Here is a 15,911-nt window from a genome sequence, read left to right as displayed (position 1 = left end):
GAGGAAGCGCCTGTGGTCACGTCGGCAGCGGCTTCTGCCGAAGCGTCACTGTTCGAAATGGAGGAACTCTAGATGACGTACACCAGTGCCATCATCGACCTCGACGGGACGATATATCGCGGGGATTCGTTAGTCGAAAACGCTGCAGAGGGGGTGCGGACAGTACGTAAGGCGGGGCTTTCGACGCTGTTCGTCACGAACAAGCCGATCGACCGGCGGGAGAAGTATTGCGAGAAACTGAACGCGCTGGGCATCGAGTGCAGCAGTGAGGACATAATCACGTCCGCCACTGCATCAGCGGACTATCTATCCGCGCAGTACCCGGAGCGCGAAATCTACGTCATCGGCGAGGACGCTCTGGTCGCGGAGTTGCGTGCCGCTGGATTGAAAACGACGTCCGACCCCGAACGAGCGGGCACTGTGATCGCATCACTTGATTTCGGTTTCGATTACCAGGCGCTACAAGATGCGCTAATCGCACTTACGGAGAACGACGCGCTTTTCGTTGCGACCAACCCGGATCGAACGTGTCCGGTAGATGGTGGTGAGATACCCGATGCAGCAGGGATGATCGGGGCAATAGAAGGAGTTACCGGGCAGGAATTGGACCAGTTGATCGGCAAGCCGTCCAACGTAATCCTTCAGATGGCGCTGGAACGGCTCGGTGGCGAGCCGGAGCGCTGTCTCATGATCGGTGATCGACTCGGGACAGACATCAGAATGGGAAACCAGGCCGGGATGGAGACGGTACTGCCGCTAACTGGCGTTACCAGTACGGCGGACGTAGAGGAGAGTGACGTGAGCGCGGACCACGTCGTGACCGACCTTTCAGAACTGGCAGCTATCGTAGAAAACGGACAGTAGGTCCGGAAACAGGGGAGTAACTGTTTCCAGGGTCTCGATACCCAATTCTCAGTCGAGCACTCCGGGGTAGTCAGCGATGATTCCGTCGACACCGGCCTCGACCAGTTTCTCCGCCTGATGCCATGTCGTTATCGTGTACGGGATTACCTTCCGACCTTCCTCGTGTGCGGTCTCGACCAGATCGATCTCGGCGAAATCCGGGTCTTCGAGATAGTAGTCCTCGTTGAAGAAGGGCGTGTTCATGATCATATTGTACGGCGGCTGGATGTACTCCGCGTCCAGGTCACGGACGATAGCAAGACCGTCCTCGATTGAATCCCAGAACAGGTACGCAATTGGAATACTGGCGTCCGCGTTTCGGACGGACTCCAGCGCAGCCTTCTGGAACGACTGGATGATAACGTCGTTTTCGTGATGCGAAAGGACTTCGAGTGCCTGTTCCGTGAACGGGTCCCAGGTCTCGACATCGGATTCCGACGCGTCGTCGTCGGGAGAGACACCAGCGGCCTTCCACTCGATGTCGAGTGGGATACTGTCCGGAGTCGCTTCGACGAACTCGTCTAGTCGGGGGATCGTCTGTCCGCTGTCACGGATTTCAGCGTTCAGAACCGTCTGCACGTCGTTCTCCCAGACGTACCCGGATTCGTCTGTCAGGTCGTCGAGCTTATCGTCGTGGAAAACGACGATTTCGAAGTCCTCACCCTTCCAGGGCTTCCCGCCCGCAGGCACGAGGTCACATTCCATCATATCGGTATTGTACTCGTGACTGCTGGGACCGCCGTACGCCGCCTGCTGAACTGCGGCGATGGTGTTTTGCGGATACAGCCCGCGGTAGCCACGGTGTGCAGCGAGGATCGGTGGAGAAGCGATAGGCGGTTCGGTACTGCTGTGATCGTTTTCCCTGCCAGCCGCAGTGCCTACAATGGAGCCCAGTGCGGCAGCAGACGTACTCTTCAGCACGGTTCGTCGGCATATGTCTGGTATTCGAACCATTCCGTGGCCTATTACCTACACAATCTATATATAACTATTGATTGCACATATCAGTATATACCATTGCGTTTTCTTGAGTTTATTTGGGTTATACAGCAGTAGAAACGGCTGCAGAGTGAATGTATATATCAATATATAGCATAAATACCGGTTAAATCCCAGCTTTGTTGGGTTGAGACTACATGTAGCAAGCTAATCAGACGGAACTGGGCTTGCACAGCGCTCTCGCTAGCAGCGGCTCTGGGACAGTGCTCTGCCACTATCCCGTGGTCGATTCCGGTCGTCGCGTTCGAGAAGACCACAGCACCGGATCGAACCGAAAGTGTCGGTGCTCGTCGCTTCTATCGGAGGATCGAGAATCGGGCGGAAAACCTAAAGAGTGCTATCGATGGGGCCAGTTTCTTCGGGTGGTTGCGCCGCCGCTGCGTGATAGATGGCCGCGCCCGTCTGTGGGTCGAACAGGTGGAGCCGCTCAGTCTCAACTGTCAACGCAACTCGGTCGCCCGGCTCGACGGCCGTTCGGGGTTCGGCGTGTAGTTTGAACTCCTGATCGCCGGTTCGACACTCCAGCAGGAGGCTATCACCGAGCGGTTCGGTGACGGTTACTTCAGCGGCGAACGAGCTCCGGTCGGCCGAATCAGCTACCGAAAGGCTCTCCGGACGAACGCCTAGCAGCGCCTGTCCTCCGGCGACTGTTTCCAAGCCGTCGCCCTCGGGTAACGGGATGCGAAACGTCGGCCCGACGGCCTCGTATTCAGTGCCATCACTGGAGATATCCACGGCGAGCATGTTCATCGCGGGGTCGCCGATGAACTCCGCGACGAACCGAGTCTCGGGGTAGTCGTACAGCCGCTGTGGGCTGTCGACTTGCTGGATGCGGCCGTCGTTCATCACCACCACCCGGTCACCGAGCGTCAGCGCCTCTGTCTGGTCGTGGGTCACGTAAATTGTCGTGGTCTCGAATTCGCTGTGGAGTTTCGCCAGTTCAGCCCGCATCTTGATCCGGAGTTTGGCGTCGAGGTTCGACAGCGGTTCGTCCATGAGGAACACCTCCGGGTCCCGGACTAGTGCGCGGCCGAGTGCGACCCGCTGGCGTTCGCCCCCGGATAGCTCGCCTGGCTTTCGGTCGAGCAGGTCGTCGATGTCGAGCACCGCTGTGGCTTCTCTCACTTGGCGGTCGATTTCCTCGTCACTGAAGTCGCCAGCCGACTTCATCCCGAACGTGATGTTCCGGCGCGCGGTCATGTGCGGGTACAGCGCGTAGTTCTGGAACACCATCGCGACGTCCCGGTCTTTCGGTTCGACAGCGGTGACATCCTCATTGCCCATCTGGATCGTGCCGTCAGTGGCCCGCTCTAGCCCGGCGATGAGCCGAAGCGTGGTGCTTTTGCCACACCCACTGGGCCCGACGACAGTCACGAACGCCCCGTCCGGGATCTGGAGGTCGATGTTTTTCACGGCGACGACACCATCGAATTCCTTCCGTACGTTCTGTAAGGTTACGTCAGTCATTGGTATCCTCTCATTTTTGTTGGATCGTAAACGTCTCCAGCAACTGTCGTCGGAACAGCACTAGCAGCGCCAGCGGTGGCAACAGGGTCAGTATCGACCCGGTCATCACCATTGACCAGGCCACTTCGCCGGTGCTGGCCTGTCCTCGAAGCAGATTCAGCCCAACCTGTGCGACCTGCAGGCTCTCAGCGTTGATGATCACCAGCGGCCAGAGGTACTGGTTCCATGTGTAGACGAACATGATCACCGAGACGCCCACGAGGACGGCACGGGACATCGGGACCAGGACCGACCACAGAAACCGCAGCGGACCGACACCGTCGACCTTTGCCGTCTCGACGAGCGAGGCCGGAATCGACAGGAAGTGCTGGCGCAGGATGAAGACGGTCGTCGCACTGGCCAGATATGGGACCGTGATAGCGAAGATCGTGTTACCCATGCCAAGCTCCGTCGTCAAGCGATACAGTGGCACAAACCTGACCGGGACCGGGAGCAAGAGCGTAAAGAGAATAAACAGGAACACGGCGTTCTTGTACGGGAACCTGTAGTAGACGATCACCAGCGCGGCCAGCAGCGACACGATCAGCTTTCCGACGACGACGGCGACAGACATCACGAACGAGTTGAGCATGTACCGCCAGAATTCGAGGCCAATGAGAGCACGCCGGTAGTTCGACAGCGCGTGGCCACCGGGTGCCAGATCGCCGATAGAGGTGACGATTCCGGCCCGCTTCGTGGAGACGAGGGCCGCGATCACCACTGGCAGTACGATCAGGAACGCGACGGTAGCCGCAAGCACATGCAGCGTGAGCTGCTCAGTCTCGAATCGCCGGATGCGCTCGCTAGTCATTCGTCCCGCAGTACGGGAGCGCTCAGCGGCAGTAGTCAACGCAGTGAGGAGTGACCCGAGCATGTTAGCCTCCGTAGTAGGCGTACCTGTCGCTCAGCCGGAACTGGCCGTACATCAACAGCCCGACAGCGACGAACAGCACCACGGACTTCGCCGAGGCGAACCCGAACTCGTAGAACTGGAAGGCGGTCCGATAGAGGTCGTAGATGAGAATGTTCGTCGCACCGGCGGGACCGCCCTTGGTCATGAGATCGACCATCGCGAACGTACCGAAGAAGCCGTAGATCGTGTTCATGATCACCAGGAACACGAGCGTCGGCGAGATGATCGGGACGTACACGCGGAGCAGTCGCTGCGTTCGGGAGACGCCGTCGAGTTCGGCCGTCTCAGTCAGCGACTCGGGGACGTTGCCGAGTGCGGCTGTCATGAAGATAACGTTGTACCCGACCTGCTTCCACACCGCTGCGATCAACACGACGACGAACGCCTGTGGACCGTTGCTGAACCAGTTGACATCGATGCCGAGAGCCTCGATGTAGCTCGTGAAGATGCCGATGTTCGGGTGTGCGATGAACAGGAACACCAGCCCAGCGACTGCCGGCGGCAGCGCGTACGGCCAGATGACCGCCACCAAGTACAGTCCCTTCCCGACTTCGATCTCGTGGATGAGAAAGGAGACACACAGGGCAACGGCCATCACGCCGACGACGACACACGCAGCGAACAGGACCGAGATCATGACGCTCCGGAGATACTCCGCGGAGCCGGCTAACCGCCTGTAGTTCTCTAGCCCGACGAACACGTCTCCCCGGGCGAGCGAGGCCTGGTAAAAGCTCAGCCCTATCGCACGGACCGTCGGGTAGTAGAGGAACACAAGCGACACGAGCATCGTCGGTAACAGCAACACACCGGCCTCCAGGCGGTCTGTGAAGACTTCTCGCGTGGACATTAGCTGTAGTATCGGTCTAGTTCGTCTTCGACGGCCGATTTCAGCTCGGAGAGCCCCTCGTCGACGCCGACCTCGCCGCTGAACAGCTCGACCGACATATCCTGAATTGTTGTCTGGACCTGACGAGCCGGGCCGATGAGCATCCGTTTCGTCGCCGCCGTGTTCTCGGCCTGTGTCAACTGGTCGAACGCGGTTCGGTACATCGGGTTCTCCGCAAACCAGCCGTCGTTCTCGAGCTGCTCGACAGCGGACTGTCGGATCGGGTAGTAACCAGTTCCCTTGTGCCAGGTGATCTGTGACTCCGGTCGACCCATGAATTCGAGGAAGCTGCCGATGTCGTCCTGCCGCTCCTGTGGCAGTCCAGAGGGAACGAACCACGAAGCCCCGCCGATAACTGGCCCGGTCCGGTCGCCGTCAATCGTCGGGTAGAACGCGTTGTCGACCTCGAACCCGTTCTCCTCCGCGCCGGAGCGGATACCAGTAACCGATGCCGTCGAGGTCATCAGCATCGCGGCTTGCCCGGTGAGGAACGTGGACGTTGCTTCGCCCCAGGCCTCGATCCCGGGGTTACTGAACAGGCCGTTGTCGGCCATCTCGTGCCACCACTCGTACAGCGACCGGGCCGTCGCGTTGTCCGTTCGCATCGTCGTCGGCTGGCCGGCGTGGCCGTTCTCGGCGTCGAGGAGCGTCTCGCCGTCGACGGCGTAGAAGTGCTCGACGAACCAGACGTGGTTCGGCCAAGTGAGACCGGCGTCGGTGACGCCTTCGTCGACGAGCGTCTGCGAGTAACTTCGGACTTCCTCAAGCGTGGTCGGCGGACTGTCCGGGTCGAGTCCGGCTTCCTCGAACGCCGACCGGTTGTAATAGAGGATGGCGTTGGAGTTGTTGAACGGCATCGACGTAAGCGTCCCATCGATAGTGAAAAACGAGGTCACGTTCGACAGGAAGTCATCGACCGGATAGTCGTCGGAGAGCAGGTTCTCGACGGGCTCGACGGCGTCCGTATCGAGGACCTGTTGGGCGAACAGGCTGTCGATCTGGAAGACGTCGGGGACCTCGCCGGAGTCGAGTGCGCTCAGTGTGTTCGTCAGCACCCCCTCGTAGGAGTCCTGAAAGACGAGGTTCGCGTCGATGTCCGTCTCGGACTGGAACTGGTCGACCAGCCCCTGCAGCGTCTCACCGTTGGTACCACCCATGGCATGCCAGATGGTGAGGCTGTCTTCGTCGACCGGCCGGACACTGGCACCGCTGCTACTGCTACATCCGGCTAGCCCCACGGTCCCCACCGTGAGTGCAGCCCCCGATGTTTTCAGAATCGACCGCCGCGATACATGGTCGTACCCGCCACCACATTGAACCATACCCTTTGCCAGCAAGGCATGAAAAATGAATGATTATAATTGCTCTCTATAGCAGACAGTACGCGTATATGGGCGTCATAACTGAACGATAGACGTAGCAAGTGAGCGGCTGGCTCCCGAGTCTCCGTGCGTTTGGAGGCTCCCCAGTCACGCCGGAGTGAACACGTTCGAAGCGTGCTTCGAAATGGCAAATGTATTATCTTTTCACTCACGGGCGACTGATTCGGCGTATGCTGAACCAGCCGTTAATTGTCTTATGCGCTTACCGGGTGATGTGACACTGTTCGACGGAACTACACTCAACGAGTTGTCGTTAGACAACCGAGTTGGCCTCGCGCCGATGACACGGGTGAGCGCCACCGACGACGGCCGTGCGACGGCGGAGATGGCACAGTACTATCAGCGGTTCGCCGACGGTGGGTTCTCGTTCCTTATTACAGAGGGGACCTATCCAGACAACGCATACAGCCAGGGGTATCTGAACCAGCCAGGTCTGGCGACCGACGCACAGGCAGCGGCCTGGCAACAGGTTACCGAGGCGGTCCACGACGCTGGTGTCCCGATTTTCGCCCAGTTGATGCACGCCGGAGCACAGAGCCAGGGGAATCCACATGTCGACGGGGAACAGACCATCGCCCCATCGGCGGTGCAACCGGACGGACAAAAGGCCGAAGCCTACGGCGGGAGCGGTGACTTCCCTACGCCGAAAGCAGCCACGGTCGACGAGCTAGCCGACATCCGTGACGGGTTCGTTACCTCGGCGCAGAACGCCATCGAAGCGGGGTTCGACGGTGTCGAGATCCACGGTGCGAACGGGTATCTGCTTCACGAATTCCTCTCGGGAGAGTTCAATCAGCGTGATGACGAGTACGGTGGTGAGCCTGCGAACCGAGTGCGCTATCCGCAAGAGGTTGTCGTTGCGGTCGACGAGGCGACACCCGCCGATTTCGTCGTTGGCATCCGTGTCTCACAGTCGACCGCCCTTGACGAGGACCACCGGTGGCCCGAAGGCGAGGACGCCGCAGCGGTGTTCTTCGAGGAACTGTCGATGGCCGGTGCCGACTACATCCACGTCACCGAACCCGATGCGACCACGCCGGCGTTTGGCGACGACGGACCGACGCTGGCCGAGGCCGCGGCTACCTACGCAGCGGATGAGACAGTCATTATCGACAACGGCGGGCTCGGAACGCCTGACGCGGCACGCGAGAAGGTCGATGCCGGTGCCGACCTAGTAACGCTGGCGACGAGCGCACTCGCCAATCCGGACTGGCCTGAGAAGGTCTCGGAGGGTGAAGAACTGACCGCATTCGACCCTGCTGAGTTCCTCGCTCCGTCCGCAGAACTCTCGGAGCATGAACTGCAGACAAGCGGTGCCTCGGCCGACGACTGAAGCAGTCTGGACACCAGATACCGCGACGCGAAAGACGGTCCGAACGCCGATTCGAGGCGTGAGTTAGATCGGAGACGAGCGACCCCGGCGGCACCTGCGATGCTATGTTCGTCGTTCGACGGCCCAATGTTTCAACTATCGAGAAAATGGGAATTACTAACTAGGCCCGCAGAGATATGGGAGGTACGAATGCCAGATCCAGTCATCGCGTCGGTCGGTGCCTCGCCGCTCGGCCGCACAGACCTCCCGGGCCGCGACCTGTTTTCGGTCGCACTTGCGGAGGCGTTCGACGACCTGCCCGACCCTGCCGACATCGTCGAGGCGGTGTACGTCGGCAACCAGTCGGAGACCTACGAACACCAGATTATGCAGGGGACGCTGCTGGCCGAGTGGGCCGGCCTCCGACACGTCCCCGCCGAGCGAGTCGAAGGGTGTGCCGCCGCGGGCGCGCTCGCGCTACGACACGCGGTCAAGGACGTCCGTAACGGCGAACACGAGGCCGTGCTCGCGTGCGGCGTCGAGAAGATGACGTCCGCGGGCACCAGCGGTGCGACGGACGCGCTCTCGGCGGCGTTCGACCGCGCCATCGAGCAGCGTTCCGGCATCACCGCCCCCAGCCAGTACGCACTGCTCGGCCAGCGGTACCTCCACGAGACCGACGCCACGGAACGCGACCTCGCCGAGATCGCAGTGAAGAACCACGCCAACGCCGCTCGCAACCCTCGGGCACAGTTTCCGAAGGAAATCGACGTCGCGACCGTCTTAGAGTCCGACCCCGTCGCCCCGCCGTTGAAGCTCTACGACTGCGCGCCTGTCGGGGACGGTGCCGCCGCTGTTCTCGTGACGACCGCCGAGATGGCGGCCGACCTCGACCAGCCGCAGGTGCGCGTCGCGGGTAGCGGGGCCTCCGCGAACAACATCGCGGTCGCCGAGCGGGACATGACCGACATCGCGGGCGCTCGGATTGCTGCCGAGACGGCCTACGATGAAGCCGGTATCGATGCTGAGGCCGTCGATATCGCCGAGGTTCACGATGCCTTCACCGTCTGCGAGGCGCTGCTCGCGGAGGCCGCCGGCTTCGCTCCCGCGGGAACGGGCTACCAGAGCTATCAGCCGCCAGCGGAGCGGGCTGACGGCTGGACAGATGTGCAGTTGAGCCCGAGCGGCGGCCTGAAGGCCCGCGGTCACCCCATCGGTGCGACCGGGCTCTTGCAGGCGCTCGAAGCCTACGAACAGCTCACGGGGGCCGCGGGCGACCGGGCAGTCGAGGATGCCGAGACGGCCCTGTTGCTCAACGAGGGGGGCGTCGCGGACGCGGTTACCGTTGGCCATGTGCTCACGACGGCGGAGGCACCATGACTGACGGCGATCTCGATGCCAGCGGAGACAGCATGACTGACGGCGGCCTCGATGCGACCGACCCGCGGACGCTGCCGGGCTTCTTCGACGCGCTCGCCGATGGCGAACTCCTGGGCGGGGTCTGTTCGGACTGTGGACAGGTCCTGTTGCCGCCGCGACCGGCCTGCTACGCCTGTGGCAGTCGCGCCGTCGACGTCGAACCACAGTCCCCCGAGGGTCAGATCTTCTCGTACACGGCGGTCCACACGCCGCCGCCGGCGTTCGCAGCGGACGCGCCCTACACGGTCGCCGTCGTGGAACTCGCGGACGGTGGCCGCCTGCTTGGCCGCGTTGCCGCAGACTACGCCGATGTCACTATCGGCGACGCGGTCGAACTCACGGTGCGGGAGCCGACGGCCACAGAGCGTGAGGTCGCGCTCGACTACGAGAGCGACTGGCCGGTCCACGTTTTCGAACCGCGGTGAGGGGCAGGCCGACTCCACAGCGATTATCGGTGAGTGACCGGGAGCCCAGTCTGGTACGAGCGAAACTGGAGAGGGGCACTGAGGTGAGGAGACGCGTGTAATACGCTGAAAATGGTTATTAGGGCGCTGCCGGGTAGCTGACAGATGGACGGGTGACCGACAGTACGTACTGCACCACTACTCAAAACCTCTGGATACACAGCGTCTCTCCACCAGTTGTCATAATGGGTGTGTCTATTCGTGCCGGCGGTTCTCAGTCGCAACTGTGGCGAAGTCACAGGAAAAGCTCAACAGCGAGCGCAACCGCCGCCAGGAATAGCCAGAACCCGAGAACAAGTATGGCAAACCACTTTCGTCCATTCCCCGACAAACTCGGCGTTTCTGAGGGATAATACGGAGCTAATGGATTATTTGGCTGTGGTTTTTTGTCGGCCATAATGGACAATGCAGCTTCAAGTCGTATTACGGTTCTGGATTCAGTCAATCCGCACGCTTACCGAGCGGTTGTCTTACTCTCGCTCATGAATAAAGTCTACTCCGGGTATCGTCTGTCGGCGTAAGTTTGGGCCGTGTGGTTCATCGCTGTGTCGAGTCGATAGATATCTCAGCCGACTCTCTGGCTCGACTGGAAGTTGTGGATGGTCTGCCCCAACAACTGTAACAGGAATGTGTCCACACCCCCACCCCACTGGTTCCGCTGTTAGGGAATAAATAGACGGCACCACCCCCATGGGAGGGGGTGCTTTGCTATTTTGTGTTAACGCCGTACGGTTATGGTTTCTTGCCGAGGCACTTGAAGTTATTTACTAGCTCTAGAGATATTCAGGCCGCGATCTGGATAGGTCACCACCAACTTTCAGTCCTAACAGCGGAACCAGTGGGGTGGGGGTAAGGGTCGAAGAAGAGGTATCCCAAGATACTCGTCCTGTTCAGGGTGGCGAAACAGCGTGGTCCCACACCGTATACCCCTTTCCATCGAGCTAACAGCGGAAGTAGTGGGGTGGGTGTGTCGCTCTACAGCTACAATCCCGCGAAATCCTGCTGTCTAACCACTCGCAGTTACTCGATCCCGTTCCTCGACCAGGGAACTTCTCGGCTACCGCGCTAACAGCGGAAGCGGTGGGGTGGGGGAGTAGGAGGGTCGCTATCCCATTTCTCATCTAACAGCGGAAGTAGTGGGGTGGGGGAGTAGGAGGATTGCTATCCCATTTCCCATCTAACAGCGGAAGCGGTGGGGTGGGGGAGTGGTCAGTCAGGTGCCCCCTCTCATCTAACAGCGGAAGTGGCGGGGTCACTCATTTATATACTCAACCGAACAGCGGAAGCAGCGGAACCAAAGGTTAAGACACTCCGTGTTGCAACTACACACAAATGAGCGATATTACGTTTTCGCCCACCTCCACAATATTCGAACAACGCGAGGCACTACTCGAAGAGTGGACTCCTGAGGAGCTCGTCGGACGTGACGAGGAGCTCCAGAAGTATCACGCTGCTCTCCAGCCAGTCATCAACAACGAAACTCCGTCGAACATCTTCCTGTACGGGAAAAGCGGTGTCGGGAAGACTGCTGCCACCCGATACCTCCTCTCCGCCCTGGAACGCGATGCAGCAGATGTCGACGGACTGGACCTCAGTACGGTCGAAGTCAACTGCGATGGACTCAATTCGAGCTATCAGGCCGCGGTCGCAATCGTCAATACACTTCGTGATCCGGCGAATCAAATCTCCAACACCGGATATCCACAGGCTTCAGTGTATCAATTCCTCTTCGACGCACTCGATGACCTGGGTGGCACGGTACTCATCGTTCTCGACGAAGTCGATCACATCGAAGACGATTCGCTGCTGTACAAACTTCCCCGCGCCAGATCGAACGGTGACATCTCCGAAGCGAAACTGGGCGTCATCGGTATCTCGAACGATCTCGACTTCCGCAATCAACTGTCCTCGAAAGTCCGGTCGAGTCTCTGTGAAAAGGAAGTGTCTTTCTCGGCGTACAACGCCAACGAGCTTCAGCTCGTTCTGAAACAGCGTGAGGCTGTCGCGTTTCAGGACGATGTCCTCGATGACGGCGTCATCGAAATGTGTGCTGCGTACGGCGCGAAAGACTCCGGGGACGCCCGCCAGGCTCTGGACCTCCTCCTTGAGGCCGGAGACCTCGCTCGGGAGTACGACGATGAACTCGTAACGGAACATCACGTACGCGAAGCCCGGCAGCGGCTTCAGACCGACCAGGTCGTTGAAGGTATCCGTAACTACTCCGATCACGGCCAACTCGTTCTCTATGCGCTCACCGGGCTCGCCAAAGACGATGACACGCCAGCCCGGACACGAGACATCCTGGGTGCGTATCAGGAGTTAGCCCGTGATGAGGGTCTGGACCCGGTTTCAGAGCGTTCCGTCCGTGACTATCTCGGTGAACTCACACAACTCGGAATTGTGTCCTCGACGGAGTACAACCGGGGGAAAGGCGGTGGCAAGTACAAGGAATTCGAGTTAGAGCAATCCATCAGCTCGATCAAAACAGGCCTATCAGAACTCCTGCAAAAAAGTCCGTAACCCCACCGCTTCCGCTGTTAGCCACCCCACTGGTTCTGCTGTTAGACGGAGAGCAGACATAGACAATCTCTCCGACGGAATTCCGTACCGCGAGCGACAAGCCGTTGAGATCCAACGAATGCGGGGCCCGATACCGATGACGTGCTCTGACTGTCGTCAACGCTGAGCGGAGCGTCCCGAAGTCAAGGCTGAACGGCATCGTCCCGACGTGTTTTATCGAACCGCTGCTTACGATGCGTATGCGCGAACTCGTTTTCGCTCTCGACTACGAGCCGGGCTGCAACAGGGTTGCAGACGCTCTCGCCGAACACCCCAACGTCCGTGTCCGCTCGCTCTCGCTGCACGCCACTGCTGACCGTCTCTGGCGCGTCGACCACGCTACCGGAACTCCCGAGGCACTCGACGCCATCGAAGACGCCTTTCTCACCAGCGACTACTACGCCGACTGTCTCGCCACCGAGGACTGCGGAGCCACCCAGACCACTCGCGTCCTCGACCGCGCCGACGACACGCTTGTCCTCTACTCCGACTGGGAACGCACCCCCGCCTGTGCTTCGGTTCCCCACATCGCCCGCGATCACCTCGGAGAGGGCGTGCTGTTCGAGACGCGCCATGAGGGGCATCACTATACGTGGCGGCTCATTCATTCCGGCGAGGGTGACGTGGCCGCGTTCTTCGACGACCTCGCGGCGGCCGTCGGGGAAAGTGCCCAGATGGAGATACTCCGCACTGCGGACACGACGGCGTCGATGCGAGAATCCGACGGGACACAGGGTGCCCTATCGCCGGAGCAAGAGGCCGCACTCCGGGCCGCTGTCGAGCACGGTTACTACGAGTCACCCCGAGAGGTCGACGTCGGCGAGTTAGCCGAGCACCTCGATGTCCCCCGGTCGACGCTCACCTACCGACTGCGTCGGGCTGAGGAACAGCTGGCGAAGCAGTACGTCGCGGGCAGGCGAGTGGGCGAGGAGTCCTCGGTATCACGTTGACCCATTGGGTTGGAATATTCCAACAAAACCTTATCGAACTCACGCGCCTATCATGAAGTGATGACAGAGAATCCGGATTCGACGGGTCAGGCAAGTGGGGGCGGTCAGCAACAGGAGTTGACTGTCCGCCTCACAGTTCCTGAGATGGATTGCCCCTCCTGTGCCCAGAAAGTCGACAAAAGTCTCCAGCGTGTCGACGGCGTTGTCGACACCACGCTCCAGCCGACCACCGGTACAGCCAGTGTCACGTACGATTCTGAACGCACGGGCGAGGCAGACGTAGTCAAGGCGATCGAGGGCGCTGGCTACGAGGTCGTCGGCGGCCCGGCCTCCGACGCCGACGAGCAAGCGGAGATGGGTGGCGGCGCCGATATCGCGCCGCCCTCGGAGGTCTGGACGAGTCCCCGCGCCATGAAGACGTGGATCGGCGCGGCGCTGGTCACGTTCGGTCTCCTCTTCGAGTTTCTCCTGACAGCACAGAATATCGCGGTGGCAAGTGTTCTCGGCTATCCGCTGGCCGTTGCCGACGTGCTATTTTTGGGGGCTGTCGCCGCCAGCGGCGCCCCTGTCGTCCGCAGCGGCTACTACTCCGCGAAGAATCTGAGCCTCGACATCGACTTGCTGATGGGGACGGCTATCATCGCCGCGACCGGTATCGGCTACTTTGTCGAGGCCGCGACGCTGGCTGTCCTGTTCAGCATCGCCGAGCTGCTCGAAGACTACGCGATGGACAGGGCACGGGACTCCCTGCGCGAGCTGATGGAGCTATCACCGGACAAGGCCACCGTCATGCGCGATGGCGAGGAAGTGACGGTGCCCGCCGACGAGGTGGCGGTCGGCGAGACCGTGGTCGTCCGCCCTGGCGACAAAATCCCGCTCGACGGGACGGTCGTCGAGGGCGAGAGCGCGGTCGACCAGTCACCGATTACCGGCGAGAGTGTTCCCGTGGATAAGTCCGCCGGCGACGAAGTGTACGCCGGCGCTATCAACGAAGAGGGGTACCTCGAAGTGGAAGTCACGTCGACGTCGGGCGACTCGACGCTCTCGCGCATCATCGAAATGGTACAGGGCGCACAGGCGAAAAAGACCGACACCGAGCAGTTCGTCGACCGGTTCTCGGGGTACTACACGCCGGTCGTCGTCGTGCTGGCGATTCTGACCGCCGCCATTCCGCCACTGGTCATCGCCGACCCAGTGTCAGTGAGCGTGGCCGGGTACGGCGTCACGTTCGCTGGCGACTGGCAGACGTGGTTCATCCGCGGGCTCACGCTGCTGGTGATTGCGTGCCCCTGTGCCTTTGTCATCTCGACGCCCGTCTCGGTGGTCTCGGGCATCACCAGCGCCGCGAAGAACGGCGTCCTCATCAAGGGCGGTAACTACCTCGAAGCGATGGGCGGGGTTGACGCCGTCGCCGTCGACAAGACGGGCACGCTCACGAAGGGTGAACTCGCCGTCACCGATGTCGTCCCTGCCGGCGACACCGACGCGGCGACGCTCCTCAGTCACGCCGCCGGACTGGAGCGGCGCAGCGAGCATCCGATCGCCACGGCGATTCTCGCTCGTGCAAACGAGGAGGGTGTGGACGACCTGCCCGACCTGACGGGCTTCGAGAGCCTCACCGGGAAGGGTATCCGCGGGAAGATCGACGGCGAGACGTACTACGCGGGCAAACCCGCGCTCTTCGAGGAACTGGGCTTCGACCTCTCGCGGGCCCGCCGCGAGACAGACGGTGTCCCCGGGAGCGGAGCGACCGGAGCCTCGTCAGCGCATCGGTCTGACGGTGGTATCGTGCCGGAAGAAACGGCTGCGTCCGACGACGGGGCGTTCGCCGAGGATGCACTCGCCGCACTGGAGCGGGAGGGCAAGACGGTCGTTATCGTCGGGACGGAGTCGAAGCTGCTGGGTGCCATCGCCATCGCCGACGAGGTACGCCCCGCCTCGAAGCAGGCTGTCCAGCGCTTACAGGAGCTGGGTGTCGAGCGGGTCGTGATGCTGACCGGCGACAACGAGGGTACTGCCCGCGCTATCGCCGACGCGGTCGGCGTCGACGAGTACCGCGCCGAACTCCTGCCGGACGAGAAGGTCGATGCAGTCGAGGAGTTGCAGGCGGAGTACGGCGAGGTGGCGATGGTCGGCGACGGGATCAACGACGCGCCCGCGCTCGCCACCGCGGAGGTCGGTATCGCGATGGGCGCTGCCGGCACCGACACCGCGCTGGAAACGGCGGACATCGCACTGATGGGCGACGATATCGGGAAGCTCCCCTACCTGTACGAGCTGTCACACACCGCCAACGGCGTGATCCGGCAGAACATCTGGGTGAGCCTCGGCGCGAAGTTCCTGCTCGCACTGGGCGTCCCACTGGGACTTGTGAGCGTCGCGCTCGCGGTCGTGGTCGGCGACATGGGGATGAGCCTCGGCGTCACCGGAAACGCGATGCGGCTGTCGCGGATCGAGCCGGACCGGTTTTTCGACGCCTGACTATCCTCAGTCCGTCGCTTACAGCGGGAGCAAGGCGAAAGCCCACCCCTTCAGGGGTGTGGATGAAGCCGACAACCCGGCAGCTTCGCCTGTAGCCTCACTCAGCCGGAGTTTTATAACCGGTGACACCGTATGCA

12 protein-coding genes are annotated in these 15,911 nt (G+C 61.1%); 7 read left to right on the top strand and 5 right to left on the bottom strand.

All coding sequences use genetic code 11. The features are described from left to right. Positions 1 to 72: 72 nt before the first annotated feature. Positions 73 to 864: an HAD-IIA family hydrolase gene (locus VI234_RS18860; RefSeq protein ID WP_336330903.1), complete on the top strand. Its 792-nt coding sequence runs from the start codon at positions 73 to 75 to the stop codon at positions 862 to 864. 48 nt (positions 865 to 912) lie between these two features. Here the strand turns inward: VI234_RS18860 and VI234_RS18855 are convergent, their stop codons facing one another. The 5 genes from VI234_RS18855 to VI234_RS18835 all read right to left on the bottom strand — a co-directional run bounded on the left by VI234_RS18855 (position 913) and on the right by VI234_RS18835 (position 6,364). Next, positions 913 to 1,824, bottom strand: coding sequence for a glycerophosphodiester phosphodiesterase (locus VI234_RS18855; protein WP_049942831.1), 912 nt, complete (start codon positions 1,822 to 1,824; stop codon positions 913 to 915). Between the two features lie 405 nt (positions 1,825 to 2,229). Beyond that, positions 2,230 to 3,369, bottom strand: coding sequence for an ABC transporter ATP-binding protein (locus VI234_RS18850; RefSeq protein WP_008308320.1), 1,140 nt, complete (start codon positions 3,367 to 3,369; stop codon positions 2,230 to 2,232). A gap of 10 nt (positions 3,370 to 3,379) precedes the next feature. Then, positions 3,380 to 4,282: an ABC transporter permease subunit gene (locus VI234_RS18845; RefSeq protein ID WP_049942832.1), complete on the bottom strand. Its 903-nt coding sequence runs from the start codon at positions 4,280 to 4,282 to the stop codon at positions 3,380 to 3,382. Position 4,283: 1 nt separating this feature from the next. Next, a complete protein-coding gene (locus VI234_RS18840; RefSeq protein WP_336330902.1) occupies positions 4,284 to 5,168 on the bottom strand; it encodes a carbohydrate ABC transporter permease in 885 nt (294 codons plus the stop codon). After that, a complete protein-coding gene (locus tag VI234_RS18835; protein WP_336330909.1) occupies positions 5,168 to 6,364 on the bottom strand; it encodes an ABC transporter substrate-binding protein in 1,197 nt (398 codons plus the stop codon). The genes VI234_RS18840 and VI234_RS18835 overlap by 1 nt, the downstream gene beginning before the upstream one ends. 421 nt (positions 6,365 to 6,785) lie before the next feature. On the opposite strand from VI234_RS18835, the gene VI234_RS18830 reads away from it, so the two are divergent. The 6 genes from VI234_RS18830 (at position 6,786) to VI234_RS18805 (ending at position 15,774) form a co-directional block, all read left to right on the top strand. After that, positions 6,786 to 7,922 (top strand): oxidoreductase, encoded by a 1,137-nt coding sequence (locus tag VI234_RS18830; protein ID WP_442905037.1) that lies wholly within the window; start codon positions 6,786 to 6,788, stop codon positions 7,920 to 7,922. A gap of 189 nt (positions 7,923 to 8,111) precedes the next feature. Continuing rightward, entirely contained in the window at positions 8,112 to 9,281 is a 1,170-nt protein-coding gene (locus tag VI234_RS18825; RefSeq protein WP_008308328.1) for a thiolase C-terminal domain-containing protein, read from the top strand. 32 nt (positions 9,282 to 9,313) lie between these two features. Next, positions 9,314 to 9,745 (top strand): OB-fold domain-containing protein, encoded by a 432-nt coding sequence (locus VI234_RS18820; protein WP_049942844.1) that lies wholly within the window; start codon positions 9,314 to 9,316, stop codon positions 9,743 to 9,745. Between the two features lie 1,371 nt (positions 9,746 to 11,116). Then, the gene (locus VI234_RS18815; protein ID WP_008308330.1) at positions 11,117 to 12,304 is read left to right on the top strand and encodes an orc1/cdc6 family replication initiation protein; all 1,188 of its coding nucleotides are present in this window, start codon (positions 11,117 to 11,119) and stop codon (positions 12,302 to 12,304) included. Between the two features lie 239 nt (positions 12,305 to 12,543). Beyond that, positions 12,544 to 13,293 (top strand): helix-turn-helix domain-containing protein, encoded by a 750-nt coding sequence (locus VI234_RS18810; protein WP_008308331.1) that lies wholly within the window; start codon positions 12,544 to 12,546, stop codon positions 13,291 to 13,293. A 60-nt stretch (positions 13,294 to 13,353) separates the two neighbouring features. Further along, complete coding sequence (locus tag VI234_RS18805) at positions 13,354 to 15,774, top strand: heavy metal translocating P-type ATPase (RefSeq protein WP_336330900.1); 2,421 nt, start codon at positions 13,354 to 13,356, stop codon at positions 15,772 to 15,774. Positions 15,775 to 15,911: the final 137 nt, after the last annotated feature.

The sequence above is a fragment of the Haloarcula sp. CGMCC 1.2071 genome (assembly GCF_037078445.1).
In the GTDB taxonomy this organism is placed as follows: Archaea; Halobacteriota; Halobacteria; order Halobacteriales; family Haloarculaceae; genus Haloarcula; species Haloarcula amylolytica.
This window is presented reverse-complemented; position numbering and strand designations above follow the sequence as displayed.